At 73.4% G+C, this 18,687-nt stretch carries 15 protein-coding genes; 8 read left to right on the forward strand and 7 right to left on the reverse strand.

Annotation, left to right across the window (positions count from 1 at the left end; genetic code table 11):
- Positions 1–352: 352 nt before the first annotated feature.
- Complete coding sequence (locus tag ABZS58_RS05915; protein WP_354778056.1) at positions 353–1,879, reverse strand: CYTH and CHAD domain-containing protein; 1,527 nt, start codon at positions 1,877–1,879, stop codon at positions 353–355.
- Positions 1,880–2,253: 374 nt separating this feature from the next.
- On the opposite strand from ABZS58_RS05915, the gene ABZS58_RS05920 reads away from it, so the two are divergent.
- Complete coding sequence (locus tag ABZS58_RS05920) at positions 2,254–4,362, forward strand: alkaline phosphatase family protein (RefSeq protein WP_354778058.1); 2,109 nt, start codon at positions 2,254–2,256, stop codon at positions 4,360–4,362.
- 21 nt (positions 4,363–4,383) lie between these two features.
- Here the strand turns inward: ABZS58_RS05920 and ABZS58_RS05925 are convergent, their stop codons facing one another.
- Positions 4,384–4,989 carry a VTT domain-containing protein gene (locus ABZS58_RS05925; protein WP_354778060.1) on the reverse strand — a complete coding sequence of 202 codons (606 nt, stop codon included), beginning with the start codon at positions 4,987–4,989 and terminating at the stop codon, positions 4,384–4,386.
- The gene (locus tag ABZS58_RS05930) at positions 4,986–5,738 is read right to left on the reverse strand and encodes an MBL fold metallo-hydrolase (protein WP_354778062.1); all 753 of its coding nucleotides are present in this window, start codon (positions 5,736–5,738) and stop codon (positions 4,986–4,988) included. Before ABZS58_RS05930 ends, ABZS58_RS05925 begins: the two co-directional genes overlap by 4 nt.
- A 101-nt stretch (positions 5,739–5,839) precedes the next feature.
- On the opposite strand from ABZS58_RS05930, the gene ABZS58_RS05935 reads away from it, so the two are divergent.
- A complete protein-coding gene (locus tag ABZS58_RS05935; protein ID WP_354778064.1) occupies positions 5,840–6,619 on the forward strand; it encodes a methyltransferase domain-containing protein in 780 nt (259 codons plus the stop codon).
- Here ABZS58_RS05935 and ABZS58_RS05940 read toward each other — a convergent pair.
- Together ABZS58_RS05940 and ABZS58_RS05945 are read right to left on the reverse strand one after the other, a co-directional pair.
- Positions 6,598–7,938, reverse strand: a complete 1,341-nt coding sequence (locus ABZS58_RS05940; RefSeq protein WP_354778065.1) for a condensation domain-containing protein — start codon at positions 7,936–7,938, stop codon at positions 6,598–6,600. The two genes, ABZS58_RS05935 and ABZS58_RS05940, sit on opposite strands and share 22 nt — an antisense overlap.
- Before the next feature lie 31 nt (positions 7,939–7,969).
- Complete coding sequence (locus tag ABZS58_RS05945; RefSeq protein ID WP_354778067.1) at positions 7,970–10,267, reverse strand: EAL domain-containing protein; 2,298 nt, start codon at positions 10,265–10,267, stop codon at positions 7,970–7,972.
- Between the two features lie 86 nt (positions 10,268–10,353).
- Between ABZS58_RS05945 and ileS the strand changes: the two genes are divergently transcribed.
- Positions 10,354–13,482 (forward strand): isoleucine--tRNA ligase, encoded by a 3,129-nt coding sequence (gene ileS, locus ABZS58_RS05950; protein WP_354778069.1) that lies wholly within the window; start codon positions 10,354–10,356, stop codon positions 13,480–13,482.
- Between the two features lie 148 nt (positions 13,483–13,630).
- Here the strand turns inward: ileS and ABZS58_RS05955 are convergent, their stop codons facing one another.
- Positions 13,631–14,233 carry a hypothetical protein gene (locus ABZS58_RS05955; RefSeq protein ID WP_354778071.1) on the reverse strand — a complete coding sequence of 201 codons (603 nt, stop codon included), beginning with the start codon at positions 14,231–14,233 and terminating at the stop codon, positions 13,631–13,633.
- Positions 14,234–14,323: 90 nt separating this feature from the next.
- On the opposite strand from ABZS58_RS05955, the gene ABZS58_RS05960 reads away from it, so the two are divergent.
- The 4 genes from ABZS58_RS05960 to ABZS58_RS05975 are packed head-to-tail and all read left to right on the forward strand — an operon-like array spanning position 14,324 to position 17,704.
- A complete protein-coding gene (locus ABZS58_RS05960) occupies positions 14,324–14,977 on the forward strand; it encodes a response regulator transcription factor (protein ID WP_354778574.1) in 654 nt (217 codons plus the stop codon).
- Entirely contained in the window at positions 14,977–16,311 is a 1,335-nt protein-coding gene (locus tag ABZS58_RS05965) for a HAMP domain-containing sensor histidine kinase (RefSeq protein WP_354778073.1), read from the forward strand. The genes ABZS58_RS05960 and ABZS58_RS05965 overlap by 1 nt, the downstream gene beginning before the upstream one ends.
- A 45-nt stretch (positions 16,312–16,356) precedes the next feature.
- On the forward strand, positions 16,357–16,701 hold the full coding sequence (locus tag ABZS58_RS05970; RefSeq protein ID WP_354778075.1) for a hypothetical protein: 345 nt from the start codon (positions 16,357–16,359) through the stop codon (positions 16,699–16,701).
- Positions 16,694–17,704: a hypothetical protein gene (locus tag ABZS58_RS05975; protein ID WP_354778077.1), complete on the forward strand. Its 1,011-nt coding sequence runs from the start codon at positions 16,694–16,696 to the stop codon at positions 17,702–17,704. Before ABZS58_RS05970 ends, ABZS58_RS05975 begins: the two co-directional genes overlap by 8 nt.
- Positions 17,705–17,791: 87 nt before the next feature.
- On the opposite strand, the gene ABZS58_RS05980 is transcribed toward ABZS58_RS05975, so the two are convergent.
- A complete protein-coding gene (locus ABZS58_RS05980; RefSeq protein ID WP_354778079.1) occupies positions 17,792–18,079 on the reverse strand; it encodes a hypothetical protein in 288 nt (95 codons plus the stop codon).
- A gap of 12 nt (positions 18,080–18,091) precedes the next feature.
- On the opposite strand from ABZS58_RS05980, the gene ABZS58_RS05985 reads away from it, so the two are divergent.
- Positions 18,092–18,685 carry an Lrp/AsnC family transcriptional regulator gene (locus ABZS58_RS05985; protein ID WP_354778081.1) on the forward strand — a complete coding sequence of 198 codons (594 nt, stop codon included), beginning with the start codon at positions 18,092–18,094 and terminating at the stop codon, positions 18,683–18,685.
- Positions 18,686–18,687 lie beyond the last annotated feature (2 nt).

Consider the following 18,687-nt stretch of genomic DNA (forward strand, 5'->3'; position numbering starts at 1 on the left):
AGATTCGTCTTCTTCCTCAAAGAGTGATCAGGTGGCCGCCCCGCTGTTGTCCCCCAGAAAGGGTGACAAACCAGACCCAGACGTTAAACGCCAAGTTATGTCGTCATAGCGGCACAAACTCTTCCGGATCATCCAGAACCCCGCTGAGGCCGCGCAGACGACACAAGCGCACGTTCGCCCGGCCGCGGCGTCCTGGGACGGTGCCGCCGCGCGGTGCCAGCAGCCTCGCTGTCCGCGGTGCCGGAAGCACCCTCTCGCGCGGGCCGCGCGGCGTCGCTTCGCGTGGGTGGCGGCGTCGCTTCGCGTGGGTGGCGGCTGCTCCCGCGCGGCGTCCTTTGCGGGTGGTGCGGTGTCACGACATCCAGTCGCGGACCTTCCGGCGGGTGGCGCGGCGGCGGGCGCGGGGGAGGGAGGCGAGGGCGGCCCGCCCGTGCTCGGCCTGGCGGGCGTGCAGCAGGCCGTAGGTGAACGCGTTCTCGCCGTCGGCGAACGCCCGCAGGCCGTAGTCGCGCAGCAGGTCGGCGGTGACGTTGGCGTCCTGGTGTGCGCCGAGCACGTCCTGCAGGTCGGTGATCCGGTCGGCGAGCTTCGCCGCGGGCCTGCCGGCGACCGGGGTGGCGAGCTCGGCGGCGTACCGCGCGCGCTTGTAGGCCTTCCGGGCCGCGTGCAGGCGCTCGTCGCGGTCCGGTCCGGCCCCGGCGGCGGTCGTGGTCTCGGGCGTGCCGACGGCGGTGGCGAGGCGGCGGTCGGCGCGGCGGACCGCCCGGTGCGCGAGGCGCCGCAGGTCCCGCTTCGCGACCCGGCCGGCGGCGCCGGCGGCGGTGACCAGCGCGTCGAGGTCGTTGAGCAGGGTGATGTACCGCTGGCTGTCCAGCCCCGCGACCAGCCGGCGCCGGGCGTCCTCGGTGCGGGCCGCGAGCAGGGACGCGATCCGGGTGGGGACGGGGCCGATCACGAGCTCGGGCGGCTCGGCGGCGAGCAGGTCCGACAGCCGGGAAGCCATGACGTCGCCGTCGCGGACCTCGCCGAGCAGGCCGGTCAGCCACTTGATCTCGTCGTGCAGCCGGTCCAGGTCGCCCTCGGAGGCGTCCAGCAGCGGCGCGAAGCTGCGCAGCGTCGAGCGCAGCCGCCGGGTCGCGACCCGCGCCTTGTGCACCGCCTCGGCGTCGCCGGCGCGGACCTGCGGGTCGTGCTCGACGATCGTGTCGCGCTGGGCCCGCACATAGTCGGCGACGGCGCGGCGGCCGGCGGAGCGCGGCGCCCGGTCGGTCACGGGTGCCGGGTGGTCGGGGCCGAGCGCGAGGGACAGCTTCGACGGCGACGCGGACGGCCGGGCGCCGGCGGCCCGCAGCGCCTTGTCGATGCGGGCCAGGTCGTCGGGTGTGCCGTCGACCAGCTCCACCTCCAGCTCCCGCCACCGCCGCGCGACTCCCTGGCCGATCAGCGACTCGGTGTCGACCGTGTCGTCGGCGACGAGCGCGACCACGGTGCCGTCCGCGGTCCGCAGACCCTGCTCGATGCGATGGGTGCGGATGCGTGCGATCGGTCGCAGCGGCTCGCCGCGGGTGAGGGCGCGGACCTGCGTCGTGATCTGCGCCGGGGGCGTGCGCTGCCGCGCCGTCGCGGGCACCTGGAGCTCGCTGCGCTCCCCGCCGGACGGGCGCTTGAGGTGCCAGCCGGCGTCGTGGCCGCCGCTGCGGCGGCGCAGCGTCACCCTGCCGGATGTGAGGCGCAGCCCCGCGGTGTCGTAGTAGGTCGCGTCCAGATGTAGGTCATCGGGGGCTGTAACCCTGGCCACATCAGCGATTCCGATCATCGAGGGCATCGCGAAGTCGTCGGGCAGCTCGTATTTCCGTTCCACCTCAAGCTTTTCGGCCATGTTGACACCCTACCGAGAGAACGTGGAGTCGCGAAAAGGTAAACAGGAGACCAAGAAAAGGTGGCTTCTCCCCTGTCCGTTCGCCGCTTCTGCCGCTACGGTGTTGTCAGCGCACCGATTCCGGGCCGTCGACGGTCCCGGGCGGGGCGCCTTCCCAGCGGAGAGGAGTGCACCATGGCGAAGAAGTCGAAGAAGGACAAGAAGGGCAAGAAGGGCAAGAAGAAGTAGGTTGCCCGCCCTGTGTCGCCCCCGCGCCGTCTCCGGCGTGGGGGCGACAGTGCGTCCAGGGGTCTTCACCCTCTTGGATGATCTTACTAACCGTGGGGTGTTTCGTTGGGAATTCTGTGGGAAAGACGGGACGTACCCTAGGTCGGGTGAGCTGGCTGGTGCGTGCCCTGGCGTCATCCGTGATCGGGCAACGGGTCCGTTTCGCCGGCCGCATGCTGCGCGACTGGCGGCTCACCATCGCGTGGGGCAAGTCGCTGCTGCGCAGCGGCATCACCTCGGTCGTCGTCCTCGCCGTCACCTTCTGGCTGCTGCCCGGCGTCACCGCGACCGGCGGCCCGGCCGCGCTCGTCGAGCTCGCGGTCCTGCTCGCGCTCATCGGCACCCTGATGCGGCTGCTGCTGTTCGCCGTCGCCGTGGTCGTCGGCGGCCTCGGCGTCCTGCTCGTCGGGGTGCTGCTGCAGACGGGGGTGATGTTCACCGCCCTGCGCGTCGCCGAGGGCGTCTCGGTCGGCAGCGTGTTCGACGCGTGGGTCGCCAGCTGGACCGCCGCCGTCCTCACCGCACTGGTCAACTGGCTCGCCGACGCCGGCAGCGACGACGTCTTCCTCGGCCAGACGCTGCGGCAGATGGTGCGGCGCAACCACGACCGTCCCGCGACCGAGCCCGGGGTGCTGTTCGTGCAGCTCGACGGGCTGTCCGCGCCGTTGCTGTCGTGGGCGGTCAAGGCCGGCAACCTGCCCAACCTCGGCAAGTGGCTGCGCACCGGCACGCACGCCCTCGTGCCGTGGCACACCGGGATGCCCGCGACGACGCCCGCCAGCCAGGCCGGGATCCTGCACGGCAGCGAGTCGGAGGTGCCGGCGTTCCGCTGGTACGAGAAGGCGACCGGCCGGCTCGTCGTCACCAACCGGCCCAAGGACGCCGCCGATGTCGAGGCCCGCATCTCGACCGGCCGCGGGCTGCTCGCCGACGGCGGCGCCAGCATCAGCAACGTCTTCTCCGGCGACGCCACGACGAGCCTGCTCACCTTCAGCAACGCCGGCCTGCCCGGCCGGACCGCACGCGGCTACCTGGCCTTCGTCGCGAGCCCCTACGGCTTCGCCCGCGCGATCGTCCTGTCGGTCGGCGAGATGCTCAAGGAGATCCAGCAGGCCCGCCGGCAGCGCTTCCGCAACGTCTACCCGCGGGTGCCGCGCACGGGCGCCTACGTGGCGCTCAGAGCCGTCACCAACGTCCTGCTCCGCGACCTCAACGTGTCGCTCATCGCCGAGCAGATGACCCGCGGCGCGCCGGCCATCTTCTGTGACTTCGTCGACTACGACGAGGTGGCCCACCACGCGGGCCCGTTGCGCCCCGAGGCCCTGCAGACCCTGGAGGGCCTCGACCGGGTCCTCGGCACGCTGCACCGCCTCGCCCAGGTCGCCGGGCGCCGCTACGAGATCGTGGTCCTCTCCGACCACGGCCAGAGCCAGGGTGCGACGTTCTCCCAGCGGTACGGGCAACCCCTGGAGCAGGTCGTCGCCATGATGGCCGGTCAGGTGGCGGCCTCGACCCCGGACCCGAACGACGACGAGCGCGCCCGGGCGCGCAACCTGATCGTCGCCGTGGCGGGCCGCCCGACCCGCGTGACCCCACCGGCCCCGCCGGCGCCCGTCGTCACCGTGGCGTCGGGCAACCTCGCGATGCTCTACCTCACCGAACACCCCGGCCGCGCCACCGTCGAGGAGATCGGCGCGGCCCGCCCCGCGCTCGTCCAGGGCCTCGCCGAGCACCCCGGCATCGGCCTCGTCGTCGGGCTCTCCGAGGTCGACGGACCGGTCGCCTTCGGCCCCGGCGGCCGTCACCGCCTCCGCGACGGCCACGTCGACGGCGCCGACCCGCTCCTGCCCTACGGCCCGCGCGCCGCCCGCGACCTCCTGGCGCATCAGGCCATGTCCAACGTCGGCGACCTGGTCCTCGTCAGCCGGGTCGACGCCGGCACCGACGAGGTCGCCGCCTTCGAGGAGCTGGTCGGCTCGCACGGCGGCATCGGCGGCTGGCAGACCGAGGCCGTCCTCGTCTACCCGTCGGGCTGGTCGTGCCTGGACCGCGCCCCGGTCGGCCCGGCCGCCGTGCACCGCCAGCTGGTCCAGTGGCTCGACGACCTGGGCCTGCGCGCCGAGACCCCGCCGCCGCTGCCGGAACCCCGCGCCGGGTCCGGGCCCGGGAGCAGTGAGCCGGACCGCCCGCTGCAGTCCGCCGACAGCCCCCACTGAAGCCGCCACCGACGCTGCCGCCTACGTGGTCTCCTGGGGATGGGCCTGGTCGGTGGAGCGGCGGTCGCGGCGGTGCCGCAGCCAGCCGGCCAGCTGGGTGGCGCCGAGGGCGATGACCAGCGCCGCCACCACGCCCTGCCAGGGCTGCGGGAAGACGCTGCGGCCGAGGAGGCCGATCGCGGCGTACGTCGCTGACCACAGCGCGCACGCGGCCACGTTCGCGGTGGCGAAGCGGCGCCAGGACAGGCCGACGATCGCCGCCGTCAGCAGCACCGGGATCCGGCCGCCGGGGATCAGCCGGGACACGAGCAGGGCGCTCACCGGGCGCTCGCTCAGGCGCTGCTTCACCGTCTCGGCCAGGTGCAGCGGCTGGCGCAGGATGCGCAGCCGGCGGGTGAGGGCCTCGCCGCCGGCCCGGCAGATGGCGTAGGTGGCGGCGTCGCCGCAGTACGCCCCGGCGGCACCCACGGCAACCACGAGCAGGAGCGCGAACGGGCTGAGGTGGGCGGCCACGACCGCGGTCGCGCTGACCGCGGCGCCGGTCGGCAGGATCGGCACGGTCGAGCCGGCGGCGACGACCGCGAACAGGGCGGCGAGCGCGCCGAGCAGGCCGCCGAAGGTGGTCACGCAGCCACCGTGAGGGACTCGCCGGGGGCCAGGACGCGCACGTCCGTCGAGGGCGCGGCGGCGGCGGTGAGGGAGGCGAACTCGACGCCGGGGAGGTGGAAGCGGTCGGGGCGGACCCGGCCGCAGCCGACGGGCCACAGGGTGCCCCAGTGGATCGGCACGGCCTGCGCGGGGTTGGTGATGCGCATCGCCTCGGCGGCGCCCGCGGGGTCCAGGTGGCCGGCGCCGAGCGTCCAGCCCCACCCCCACACCGGTACGAGCGCCAGATCCAGCGGACCGAGGGACTTCATCTCGTCGAAGAGCCCGGTGTCGCCGCCGAACCACGCGGTGCGTGTGCCTTCGAACACGTAGCCGAGTGCCTCGGCGCGGATGCGGGACTTCGGGTTGCGGCGGCCGTCGTGGCTGGCCGGCACCGCTCGCACACGCAGCGGGCCGACCTGCACGGACTCGCCGGCGGCGAGCTCGGTGATGTCCCGGCCGGCGCCGAGGCGGGAGCGCAGGAACGCGCCGCCGCCGCGCGGCACCAGCAGCCGGGTCGAGGGCGGCAGGGCCCGCAGCGACGGCAGGTCGCAGTGGTCGCCGTGCAGGTGGGAGATGACGACCGCGTCCGGCGCCGCGTCCAGGACGGGCCGGGGCCCGCGCCGGCGGTGCAGGTGCGCGAGCCGGTTGCGCAGCACCGGGTCGGTCAGGATCGTGGTGCCGCGGTCGGCGACCGCCACCGTGGCGTGGCCCCACCAGGTGATGTTCATGGAGCCAATCTTGCCCGACGACGTGTCACGCTCCGCTGCTTGTGGGCCACAGCACGACATGTTTAGATCAATCAAATTTTGCGCGGAAGGAACCTGCGACGATGTCCACCGATACGCCGGCGTTAGCCTGGGACTGGGAAGACCCGCAGGGGATCGAGACGGTGGTCGACTCGTTCACCGCCGATCTCGGCAAGTGCGAGAAGCTGGAGCTGCTGCTCAGCACCGACCTCATCACCCGCGAGCAGCTCGACGGGCTGGGCATCACCGGCATCGAGTTCGCCGCGTTCAAGACCGACCACCCGCAGGCGCTCGGCACCGACCTGGTGGCCGTCAGCAGCCCGGAGCTCACCTCCGAGCGGGGCCACATCTACAAGGTCGACGGGACGGCGTTCTTCGCCGAGATGGACATCTCGCAGCCGCTGCCGGTCGTCGACGACGCCGTCGACTGGGTCTACGCGGAGCACCTCATCGAGCACGTGTCGATGAAGATCGGCATCGCGTGGCTCAAGGAGGTCAAGCGGGTGCTGAAGCCGGGCGGGTTCGTCCGGATCACCACGCCCGACCTGAAGATCTACGCGCAGAGCTACGTCAACGGTGACGGCTTCTTCGGCAAGCACCGCCGCCGGGTCGACCGGGCGCTGACCGGGGTGGCGCCCAAGATGCCGCCGCGCGGCGCGTTCATGTTCAACCAGCTCTTCTACGTGTACGGGCACCGCTGGATCTACGACCTCGAGGAGCTGCGGCACGTGCTCACCGCCGCCGGTTTCGCCGAGGACGGGATCACCGTGCGTGCCTACCGTGAGGGCGCCCGGCAGGACGTGGCCGACCTCGACCAGGTCCTGCGCAACGACGAGAGCATCTACATCGAGGCGACGGCCTGATCCGCTGAGGCCGACACGGCGAACGCCTCCATTGCGGCCAGCATGCGGTGCAGGTCGCCGATGGCGAGATGGTGGGTGTCGACCTCGACCGTCAGCTGCACCACGTCCACGACGTCGTCGACGTTGATCATCAGTTTCTCGTTGAAGTAGGCCATCGGCCGCTCCGACACCAGCTCGGTCAGCGGCAGCGCGGCCTCGACGTCGGCGGCGGTCGGCACCGTGTCCCGGGCCGTCTGCGCCTCGATCACACCGACCCGCCGGTCGTTGTAGAACACCGCGAGGTCCACCGGGCCGACCCGGTCGAGGAGCGCCAGGCGGGCGGCCGGGTCGTAGTAGGCGTGCTTCGAGGCGTTCATGGCGGCGCGGCGGGCCCGGTCGACCGCCTCGGCCGGGGTGGTCCCGTCGACGTCGAGGACCACCAGGCCGTTCTGCGCCAGGGGGCTGACCACGTCGGCGAGGCCGGGCCGGAAGCGGTTGCTGACGATGACCTGGGTGGCGAACGGCGCGGTTTGCCCCGTCACCGCGTTGAACGCGACGGCGTACGCGGCCAGCAGCACCGACCCGGTGTCGGTGCCGAGCACGGCGGCGGCCCGCTCGACGGCCGGCAGCATCGCGGGGGAGCGCCAGACGACCTGCCGCCAGCGCGGCTCGCCCCGGTCGGCCGCTTCCGGCAGCCGCCGCGGCGCGAGGGACCGCAGCGCGGTCTCCCAGTAGCGCATCGCGATGTCGGTCTGCCGGGTCGAGGCGCGCTGCGCCGCCACCAGCGCGAGCGGCGGCATCGGTGGCGGCGCCTGCGGGTCCCGCGCCGCCAGGTCGCGGATCATCGTGCCGAGCGCGCTGCCGTCGGCGACGAGGTGGCTGATCTGCACGACGACGTGGGTGACCGCGCCGTCGTGCCGCACGACGGCCTCGCGGATCGGCCACTCGTGTTCGTAGTCGAAGTTACGGGCCCGCCACTGTGCGTACAGCGCGGCGGCGACGGCGGCCGGGTCCTCTCCGGGGGCGGCGTCGTGGACCTCCAGTGCCGCCTCGCCGTGGGCGACGACCTCCTGCTGGACCAGGTGGCAGGCGTCGACGGAGGTGGCGTGCCAGGGCTCGGTGAAGATGAGGCGGGAGCGCAGCGCGGCGAAGCGGCTCATCAGGAAGCGCAGCTCATCGGCGAAGTCCGCCACGACGCGGCCGTCGGTGACCGGCACGACCCCGCCCATGCTCATCGAGGTGCCGACCTCGACCATCGCCCGCCACACCTGCTGCTGGCCCCAGGCGAGCCCGCCGACGCCCGCGCCGTCACCCTCGAAGAACACTGTGATCCGCTGCACACCGCGATCGTCGCACAGTGATCGACGGAGATCATATCGACGAACGGCGGGCACTCAGTGCCGGAGCGGACAGTGCCGCGACGTCGTGCGCCGCCAGGGGTCGCGCGAACAGGTAGCCCTGGCCGTAGCGGTAGCCGAGACTCCGCAGCATCCGCGCCTGGGCCTCGGTCTCGATGCCCTCCGCGACCGTGGCCAGGTCGAGGGCCTGCGCCATGCGGATCACGGCGGTGGCGACGGCCTCCTGCCGGGCGACGGTCGTGATCCCGTCGACGAACGTGCGGTCCAGCTTCAGCGACGTCACCGGGCAGGTCAGCAGCAGCCCCAGCGACGACGCGGCGGTGCCGAAGTCGTCGAGGGCCAGCTTGACGCGCAGGCCGCGCAGCGCCTCGAGGGCCGCGATCGCCTCGGCGCTGTCCAGCACCGCCGTCTCCGTCACCTCCAGGGTCAGGTGCCGGGCGTCGAGCCCCACGTCGTCGAGCGCGGCGACGACGTCGGCGACGAAGCGCGGGTCGGTCAGCTGCCGCCCGGCGACGTTGACGCTCACCGACCGCGGCGCCTCGGCGCCCAGGTCGCGCAGCCACCGGGCCTGCTGCCGGCACGCCTCGCGCAGCACCCAGCGGCCCAGCGCCACGATCAGGCCGGTCTGCTCCGCGGCCGGGATGAACTCCGACGGCGGCACGACGCCGCGCTCCGGGTGCCGCCACCGCACGAGAGCCTCCGTGCCGACGGCCCGCCCGTCGTCGAGGCACACGATCGGCTGGTACAGCAGGAACAGTTGACCGGCGTCGATCGCGTCGCGCAGCTGGGCGCCGAGCTCGGCGTGGGCGACGATCCGGGTGGTCATGCCCGGCACGTAGATGAAGTGCCCGCCCTTGCCGCGTTCCTTCGCCGCGTACATGGCGAGGTCGGCGTTGCGCAGCAGCGTCTCCAGGCGGTCGCCGGGACGGGACGTGGCGACGCCGACGGAGGCGTGCACGAGCAGGTCGTGGCCCGCCGTCTGGATCGGGGTCGTGAGCGAGTCCCGGATGCGGTCGGCGACGTCGACGGCGGGCTCGTCGCCGACGTCGTGCAGCAGCATCGCGAACTCGTCGCCGCCGAGCCTGGCGACGACGTCGTCGTGGCGGACCGCCCGCCGCAGCCGTTCGGCGACGGTGACCAGGACCTCGTCGCCGACGTCGTGGCCGAGCGTGTCGTTGATGAGCTTGAAGTCGTCCAGATCGATGAGCAGCACCGCGACGAGGCGCGGCGACGGCGCGGCCAGCAGCGACCCGGAGAGCAGCTCGTTGAAGTGGGCGCGGTTCACGAGACCGGTCAGCGCGTCGTGGCTGGCCTGGTAGCGCATCCGCTGCTCGTGCCGGCGGACCGAGCTGAGCAGCTGCGCGTTGTCCCGCAGCGCGACCAGCTGGCGCAGCCCGACGGCGGCGCTGACGGCGATGGCGCCGGTCGCGACGGGGCCGACGTCGGTGTGATCGCCGTACGCGACGGCCGCGAGCAGCAGCGACATGGCGGCCACCGCGAAATACGGCACCTTGCTGTAGGTCCGGCTCCGCACCGCGGCCGCCGGGCTCCCGGCGGGTGCCAGGGTCTGCGCGTATGCGGCGCACGTCACCAGCAGCGCCTCGACCAGGGTGATCATCGGCTGCAGGCCGACCCACCGGGCCTCGGCGATCAGCGGCGAGGCGGCCGAGCCGAGCCCGCCGGTGAGGACGGTCGCGGCGAGCAGCCGCATCGATCGGGGGCTGACCGGTCCGCTGCCGAGCAGGACGACCTTCATCACCGCGACGAGGGCGACGAGGCAGGTGATGGACAGCAGGAGCAGGCCCAGGGCGAGCCGTACGTCGGTGTGCCGCTCCAGCATCGGCCGCAGGGCGAAGTGCCACAGGACGACGCCCGTGGTGATGAGCACCGTCAGCCCGTCCAGCCCCAGGCGGATCCACTCACCCCGGGACAGGGCCCGGGTCGGTAGCCGCAGCAGCGCGTACAGGGCGAGGACGACGCCCGCGACCAGCGCCGGCGCCGAGGCCTGGAGGAACCGCAGCGCGTCGGGCGCGTCCGGGTTGAGCCTGGCGTGGCCCATGACGGTCGCGCCGATCCCGATGAGCACGACCGAGGCGGTCAGGATCCGCCAGAAGCGCCGGCCGGCGGCGGGCAGTCCCGGTGTACGGGCGGCGACCTGGGCGAGCACCGCGGCCAGCCCGAGCGCCACCGGTACCAGCAGCAACACCAGCACCTTGGGCAACGGCACCCCCGCCGCGTGCACCCCCGTCCACACGACGCCGGCGAGCAGGCACCCGGCGACCGCACCGACGAGCCGCCGCGACAATGCCACCGTGTCTCCCTCTCGGTCCCTTCCACCGGACATATCGGCAACGCCCGCCCGGAGGTGAGCGGACGTGACGGGTAGCATGCCCAGACATGTACCGTCCCGTGCCCGCCCAGGTCGACCTGCCCGCCCTGGACCACGACGTCCTGCGGTTCTGGCGCGACGGCGATGTCTTCGCCCGCAGCCTCGAGCAGTCCCGCGGCCGCCCCGAATGGGTGTTCTACGAGGGCCCGCCGACCGCCAACGGCATGCCGGGCGCCCACCACATCGAGGCGCGCGTCTTCAAGGACGTCTTCCCGCGGTACCGGACGATGAAGGGCTTCCACGTCGAGCGCAAGGCCGGCTGGGACTGCCACGGGCTGCCGGTCGAGCTGGCGGTGGAGAAGGAGCTCGGCTTCACCGGCAAGCAGGACATCGAGGACTACGGCATCGCCGCGTTCAACGCGAAGTGCCGCGAGTCGGTGACCCGGCACACGGACGCGTTCGCCGAGCTCACCAACCGTATGGGCTACTGGGTCGACATGGACGACGCGTACCGGACGATGGACGCGCCCTACATCGAGTCCGTCTGGTGGTCGCTCAAGCAGATCTTCGACAAGGGCCTGCTGGTCGAGGACTTCCGGGTCGCGCCGTGGTGCCCGCGCGACCAGACGGCGCTGTCGGACCACGAGCTCGCGCAGGGCTACGAGACCGACGTCGACCCGTCGGTGTTCGTCCGGTTCCCGCTCACCTCCGGCCCCCTCGCCGGACGGGTGTCGCTGCTGGTGTGGACGACGACGCCGTGGACGCTGGTGTCCAACACGGCCGTCGCGGTCAACCCCGCCGTCACGTACGTGGTGGCCACCGACGGCACCGAGCAGCTGCTCCTCGCCGAGCCGCTCGTCGCGACGGTGCTGGGCGAGGGCTGGACGCTGACGGGCGAGTCGTTCGCCGGCACGGACCTGGAGCGGTGGACCTACCGGCCGCCGTTCGACCTCGTCGACGTCCCCGACGCGCACATCGTGATCCTCGCGGCCTACGTGACCACCGACAGCGGCACCGGCCTGGTCCACCAGTCACCGGCCTTCGGCGCCGACGACCTGGCCTCCTGCCGCGCGTACGGGCTGCCGATGATCAACCCGGTCCGCCGCGACGGGACCTTCGAGGCCGACATCGCACTCGTCGGCGGGCTGTTCTTCCGCGACGCGAACGCGCCCCTCGTCGACGACCTGCGGGAGCGGGGGCTGCTGTTCCGGCACGTGCCGTACGAGCACAGCTACCCGCACTGCTGGCGCTGCCACACCGCGCTCATCTACTACGCGCAGCCGTCGTGGTACGTGCGGACCACCGCGATCCGCGACGACCTGCTCCGGGAGAACGAGCGCACGAACTGGCAGCCCGAGAGCGTCAAGCACGGCCGCTACGGCGACTGGCTCGTCAACAACGTCGACTGGGCGCTGTCCCGGCAGCGGTACTGGGGCACCCCGCTGCCCATCTGGCGCTGCCCCGCGGACCACCTGACCTGTGTCGGCTCGCTCGCCGAGCTCGGCGCTCTCGCACAACGGGACCTTACGGACCTCGACCCGCACCGGCCCTTCATCGACGAGGTCACGTTCCCCTGCCACTGCGGCGAGACCGCGACCCGCGTCCCGGACGTCATCGACGCCTGGTACGACTCGGGGGCGATGCCGTTCGCGCAGTTCGGGTACCCGTACCGGGGCACCGACGTGTTCGAGCGGCGCTTCCCGGCGCAGTTCATCTCCGAGGCGATCGACCAGACCCGCGGCTGGTTCTACACGCTCATGGCCGTCAGCACCCTGGTCTTCGGCCGCAACTCCTACGAGAACGTCGTCTGCCTCGGCCACATCCTCGCCGAGGACGGCCGCAAGATGTCCAAGCACCTCGGCAACATCCTGGAGCCGATCCCGCTGCTCGACCTGCACGGCGCCGACGCGGTCCGCTGGTTCATGGCCGCCGTCGGCTCGCCGTGGTCGGCCCGCCGGGTCGGGCACACCACGCTGCAGGAGGTCGTGCGCAAGACGCTGCTGACCTACTGGAACACGGTCGCGTTCCAGGCGTTGTACGGCCGCACCGCCGGCTGGACCCCGTCGCCGTCGGACCCGGCCGTCGCCGACCGGCCGGTCATGGACCGCTGGGTGCTGTCCGAGCTGCACACCCTGGTCGGCCGCGTCGACGCCGCGATGGACGCCTTCGACACCCACGAGACCGGCAAGCTCCTGGCCGCGTTCGTCGACGACCTCTCCAACTGGTACGTGCGCCGCAGCCGCCGCCGCTTCTGGCGCGGCGACCCCGCGGCCCTCGCGACCCTGCACGAGGTCCTGTCGACGGTGACGCTGCTGCTCGCCCCGATCGTCCCGTTCATCACCGAACGGGTCTGGCAGGACCTCGTCGTGCCCGCTTCCGCCGCCGCGGCGCCGTCGGTGCATCTGGCGGCGTACCCGACGGTGGACGCCGCGCTGGTCGACCCGGCGCTGTCCGCGCAGATGGCCCTGGCCCGGCGCCTGGTCGAGCTCGGCCGGGCGGCCCGTGCCGACTCCGGCATCCGCGTGCGGCAGCCGCTGTCCCGGGCCCTGGCGTCGGCGGCCGGCTTCGACAAGCTCCCCGCTGCGCTGCTGGCGGAGATCGCGTCCGAGCTCAACGTCGGCTCCGTCGTGCCCGTCGACGCGGCCGGCTCGTCACTCGTCGACGCCACCGCGAAGGCCAACTTCCGCACCCTCGGCAAGCGCTTCGGCAAGGGCGTCCAGGACGTCGCCAAGGCGGTCGCCGCCGCCGACGCGCTGGCGTTGCGCGACGCGCTGCGGGACACCGGCACCGCGACGGTCGTCGTCGACGGTTCGCCGGTCGAGCTGAGCCCGGACGAGGTCTTCATCACCGAGACCCCGCGCGAGGGCTGGACGGTGGCCGCCGAGTCCGGTGCCACCCTTGCGCTGGACCTGCGGCTCACCCCCGCGCTGGAACGCGCGGGACTGGCCCGCGACGCCGTCCGGCAGATCCAGGAGGCCCGCAAGACCACCGGGCTCGACGTCGTCGACCGGATCGAGCTGCACTACGCCACGACCCGCGACGACACCGCCCTGGCCCTGACCGAGCACCGCGACCTGGTCACCGACGACGTCCTCGCCACCACGTACGCGGCGGGCGAGCCGGACTGGCCCTCCGCGAAGCCCTTCACCGACGAGTCCCTCGGCCTGACCTTCTGGCTGCGCAAGGCGCTCGCGTAGGCCGACAGCGCTCACCGCGACAGCGCTCACCGCGACAGCGCTCGGCGTGGCGCTCGCCGTGCGTGCGGGCCGCCGCAACCGGACGGCGCCCCGGCGCTTTCGACGCCCGCACCGTCCGGGATCGTGCCGTCCGGGATCTGCCGTCCGGCTACCCGCGCGGCGCTGACCGCATGATCGTCTGGACGAACACGGTGAGTCTCGCCCGGACGTCGTCGGAGCTCCATGCCCGCTCGGACGACGCGTGGAAGCGCAGCTCGATGTAGAGGTTGCGGGTCACGCAGACCAGCTTCGCGTCGACCAGGCCGCCGCCGTCGAGGAGCCGCCGGGTGAAGAACGCCGCGTCGCCGAGGTCGGCGATGACGTCGCCGACGAAGCCTTCCCGGTTGCCGAAGTCCGCGCCCGCCTCGTTGATCCGGTCCACGGCGTCGTCGACGGTGACGAACAGCCGCAGGTCGTTGCCGCCGGACTCGCCGGCCAGCGAGAACAGGCAGGCGTCGCCCAGTGGCGTCTTGCCGCTGACCGGGCCGGCCTGCTCGCCCATGTCACCGGTGATCAGCGTGCAGACCTCCTGCGGCTGCGTGTAGTCGCCCTGGCCGGCGGTCGCCGCCGTCAGCACGGGCAGGCGGTCACGCAGCACGTACACGGCGACGGCCGCCCCGCCGGCGCACAGCACGACGACCAGGCCGATGATGCCGAGCATGAGGCCGAGGCGGGGACGTCGCCGTCGCGGCGCGGGAAGGGGTGCGGTCACGATCATGGAGTATCGTGGCCGGCCTCCGGGAAGGCAACGCCGCGCCGGCCCGTGGCGGTCGGCGGTGGCGGAATTATGATGCGTGCCGTGGTGCACGTACTGGTGGTCGACGACGACCCGCCCCTCGCCGACTCGTTGCGGCGGGCGCTCGTCTACGGCGGCTACCGGGTCACCGTCGCCGGCAGCGGGCCCGCCGCGCTCGACGCGGTCGCCGCGGAGCGGCCCGACCTGGTGGTGCTCGACCGGATGTTGCCGGGGATCGACGGGGTCGGGGTGTGCCGGCGGCTGCGGGCGACCGACCGGGACCTGCCGGTGCTGATGCTGACCGCCCGTGACGCCACCGCCGACCGGGTCGAGGGCCTCGACGCCGGCGCCGACGACTACCTGGTCAAACCGTTCGACTACGACGAGCTCCTCGCCCGGGTGCGGGCGCTGCTGCGGCGCACGCGACCCGAGCGGCTCGAGTTTCAGGACCTGACCCTCGACCCGGGCGCCCACGAGTGCCGCCGCGCCGGGGTGCCGCTCGACCTGACGGCCCTGGAGTTCCGGCTTCTGGAGCACTTCCTCACCCGTCCGCGGCAGGTGCTGAGCCGGGCGCAGCTGCTGGACGCCGTGTGGGGCATGGACTTCGCCACCGCCAGCAACGTCGTCGACGTCTACGTCGGCTACCTGCGGGCCAAGCTCGGCGAGCCGCGCCTGCTGCACACGATCCGCGGCGTCGGCTACGTCCTACGGGCGCAGTGATGTCGATCCGGCTGCGCGTCACCCTGTTCGGGCTCGGCATCGCCGGGGCGGCCCTCGGGCTGTTCTGCGCCGCCGTGTTCCTCCTGCTCGCCGCCGGCACGGCGGCCGGCCAGGACACCGCACTCGCCGAGCGCGCCGACGCGGTGGCGAAGAGCGTGGGCGCGCTGCCGGCCGCCGCGGACGGGCCGGCACCGGCCGCGGTCGACATCCGCACCAGTCCCGACATCTTCGTCATGCTCGTCGACACCCAGGGGCTGGTGGTGTTCAGCACCGGCGCCCTGGACGGCCGGTTCCCGAAGGCGCCGGCCCGCGACGCCGGGAAGTCCACCGTGGACGTCGGGGTGCCGGTGCGGATCGCGGTGCGAAGCGTGGAAGGCGGGCACGTCGTCGCGGCGCAGACGACCCGGAAGGTCACCGACGACCGGCGCGGCCTGTTCGTCCTCGTCCTCGTCTACGCCGTCCTCGCGCTCGCCGCCGCGGCCGGCGCGACCTGGCTCGTCACCGGTCGCGCGCTCCGGCCGCTGCGGCAGCTGACCTGGCTCGTCGAGCGGATCGGCCGGGAGCAGGACTTCACCCGGCGGCTGCCGCCGGTGCCGGCCCGCGACGACGTCGGCAGGCTCACCGCCGCGTTCAACACCATGATGGAGCGCCTGCAGGGCAGCTACGCCGCGCAGCGCCGGTTCGTCGCCGACGCCTCGCACGAGCTGCGCACGCCGCTCACCACGATCCGCAACAACGCGGGGTTCCTGCAACGGCACCCCGACGCGGCACCCGACGACGTCGCCGCGGCGGTGCGGGACATCGCCGGGGAGAGCGCCCGGATGAGCCGGCTCGTCGAGCACCTGCTGACCCTCGCCCGCTCCGACGCGTCCGGCCTCGACCTCGCCCCGGTCGACCTCGGCGCGCTCGTGTCCGACGTGTGCCGGCAGGCGGAGGCGCAGCATCCCGACCGGACGTTCCACCGTGCGGTCACCCCCACGCCGCCCGTGCACGGCTCGGCCGACGCGCTCACGCAGCTCGTCTGGATCCTGCTCGACAATGCCGTCAAGTACTCCACCGGCGGCGGCAACGTGTGGGTCACCGTCACCCAGCGCGGCGACCGGGCGCAGCTCAACGTCACCGACGACGGCACCGGCATCCCGCCCGGCACCGAACGCCGGATCTTCGAACGGTTCCACCGCGGCGACGAGGCCCGCACCGGCCCCGGCGCCGGGCTCGGGCTCGCCATCGCGTTGTCCATCGTGGACGCTCACGGCGGCACGATCGTCGCGGCCAACAACGCCAGGGGTGGCGCGTCGTTCGTCGCCGACCTGCCGCTCTCACCGTCCTCTTAACGTCCGCTCATCCCCAGCTCATCGACAGGGCCGATCCTCGAGCGTATGGCTGTCGTGCGGGGACTGCTCCTGCTGCAGGGCGCGCTCGGGCTCACCGGCACCCTCGGCATGCTCGTCCTCATGGGATTCAACCCGGTCTACGCGGTCGCGCCGGTCGCGCACGCCGCGCTGCTCATCACCCTCGGCGCGCTCCTGGAACGCCGCCGCTGGGCGCTCGTCGCCACGATGGTCGTGGAGGTCTGCGCCGTCGCGGGCTGGCAGCTGCAGGCGCTGCTCGGGGTGCTGCCGCAGCTCGACTTCACCGTCAACCTCACCGGCCTGCTCACCACGCTCGTCCTTCCGGTCACGGTGCTGGTCCTGTGCGCGCGGCGGGTGACCGCCCGTGCGTGACTTCTGGCTCGGCATCGCCCCTTCGCACCGCGGGGCCCTGCTGCTGTTGCTCGCCTCGCCGCTGGTGCTCGTGCAGCTGCGTGCCTGGCGGGCCGCCGATGCCGAGACCCGGTGGTGCTCCGGCCTGCTCGCCACGATCGCCGTCGTCCACATCGGACTGTCGCCGTGGTTCGGCTCGGTGGTGTCGGCGGTGCTGTTCGGGTGGCTCGCCGTGCGGTGCGTCGCCGGGAAGCCGTGGCGGGTCGAGGCCGGCTTTCTCGTGCCGGCGCAGCTGCTCCTGTTCGTCGCCGTGGCAGGTGAACGGGCAGCGCCCCCCGACCAGGTCGCCCTGACGGCGGCGGTCCTGGAGCTCGCGCTGCTCGCCGTCGCCTCCCGGCGGGTCCTGGCGCGGATCGGCACGGTCGCCCTCGTGCTCACGTTCGGCACCGCGATGTGGGTCGTCTCGATCGCCGGCCACGACCACGGCGAAGCCGACCGCATCCAGGCCGGCACGGTCCAGCGCCCGGCCGGCCCGCCGGCGACCGCCGTCGAGCGCGCCGCCGCCCGGGACCTCGCCGCGCGGGTGCGGGCGTCGACCGTCCGGTACGCCGCGCTGTCCGTCGCCGAGGCCGACGGGTACCACGCCACCGGGCCCCGCACCGGGCGGCAGGTCCACTTCGAGCACAAGGGACACCAGGCCGACGACCGGGTGCTCGACCCCGAGGCGCCGGAGCAGCTCGTCTACGCCGTCCGTGGCGACCGCGCGCTCCTGCTCGGCGTGGTGTTCCAGGTCCCCGTCGCGGGTGCCGCCGGGCCGGCCATCGGCGACGCCCGCTGGCACGCGCACGACGTGTGCGTCGGCCTGCTGCCGCCGGGCTTCGGCGTCGTGACGCCGTTCGGGTCCTGCCCGGGCCTCACCGTCGCCACCACCCTGCCGGAGATGATCCACGTGTGGGTCGTGGACCCGCCGGGCGGCCCGTACGCCGAGCACCTCGACGACGCGTGGGTCGACGCCCTGCCCTGATACTCCGGCGCACCGCCGGGGCGGGCGAGGACGACGTCGACGCCTTCCTCGCCCGCACCCCGGGTCCACCGCAGCGCCACCGTGGACTCAGTGGCTGCCCGACGGGGCCGGGTCGAGCCGGACCTGCGTCGCGTCCCGGTCTGCTGATCCGGCGGCTGCCGCGGTACCGGCGGGGCGGCGGACGAACAGCAGCACCAGCACCCCGGCGAGCAGGGCGAGGCCTCCGGCGACGAGCAGGGTGCGGTTGAGCGCGTCGGCGACGCCCGCCAGGGGATCACGGTGCCCGGCCGGCCGGTGGCTGAACACGGCGCCGAACACAGCCACGCCGAGCGCGAAGCCGAGCTGCCGGAACGTGTTCACCGCACCGCTGGCCATGCCGGAGCGCTCGTGAAGCTCCCGCAGACCCCGCGGATCCAGTCGGTGAAGGCGCACTGCCTGATCCACAACTTCGCCGGCGGTGCGGTCGACGCCGCCGGCCCCAACGCGCTCAGCCCCTCGCAAGCGGCCGCGGTGCAGCCCCCGCCCGACGAAGGCCCGGCCGTGCTGCTCGACTCCGACCAGCCGCTCGTCGCCGCCCTCGCCCGGGACGGCCGCACCGGCCTGCCCGAGCTGGCGACCGCGACGGGTTGGTCCGAGTCGACGGTGCGCCGCAGGCTCGAGCACCTGCTGCGCACCGGCGCCCTGTTCTTCGACGTGGAGGTCAACCCGGCGCTGTTCGGCTTCAACGCCCGCATCCTGCTCTGGATGTCCGTCGCCCCCGCCCACCTGGAGACCGTCGGCCGTGCCCTCGCCACCCACCCGGAGATCGTGTTCGCGGCCGCGACGACCGGCACCACCAACCTCGTCGCCACCGTCATCTGTCCCGACATGGCGGGCCTGTACGACTACCTGACCCGCCGCGTCGGCCCCCTCCCCGGTGTGGAACGGGTCGAGACCGCGCCCGCGCTGCGGCACGTCAAACAGGTCGGCGCCGTCGTGTAGGG

Origin of the sequence: Dactylosporangium sp. NPDC005555, assembly GCF_040605635.1 — a bacterium.
Lineage (GTDB): Bacteria > Actinomycetota > Actinomycetes > Mycobacteriales > Micromonosporaceae > Dactylosporangium.

Coding starts and splice junctions, on each gene's coding strand:
- ABZS58_RS05965 (WP_354778073.1), top strand. CDS start 14,977: ATGTCGATCCGGCTGCGCGTCACCCTGTTCGGGCTCGGCATCGCCGGG.
- ABZS58_RS05980 (WP_354778079.1), bottom strand. CDS start 18,079: ATGGCCAGCGGTGCGGTGAACACGTTCCGGCAGCTCGGCTTCGCGCTC.
- ABZS58_RS05970 (WP_354778075.1), top strand. CDS start 16,357: ATGGCTGTCGTGCGGGGACTGCTCCTGCTGCAGGGCGCGCTCGGGCTC.
- ABZS58_RS05930 (WP_354778062.1), bottom strand. CDS start 5,738: ATGAACATCACCTGGTGGGGCCACGCCACGGTGGCGGTCGCCGACCGC.
- ABZS58_RS05935 (WP_354778064.1), top strand. CDS start 5,840: ATGTCCACCGATACGCCGGCGTTAGCCTGGGACTGGGAAGACCCGCAG.
- ABZS58_RS05915 (WP_354778056.1), bottom strand. CDS start 1,879: ATGGCCGAAAAGCTTGAGGTGGAACGGAAATACGAGCTGCCCGACGAC.
- ileS (WP_354778069.1), top strand. CDS start 10,354: ATGTACCGTCCCGTGCCCGCCCAGGTCGACCTGCCCGCCCTGGACCAC.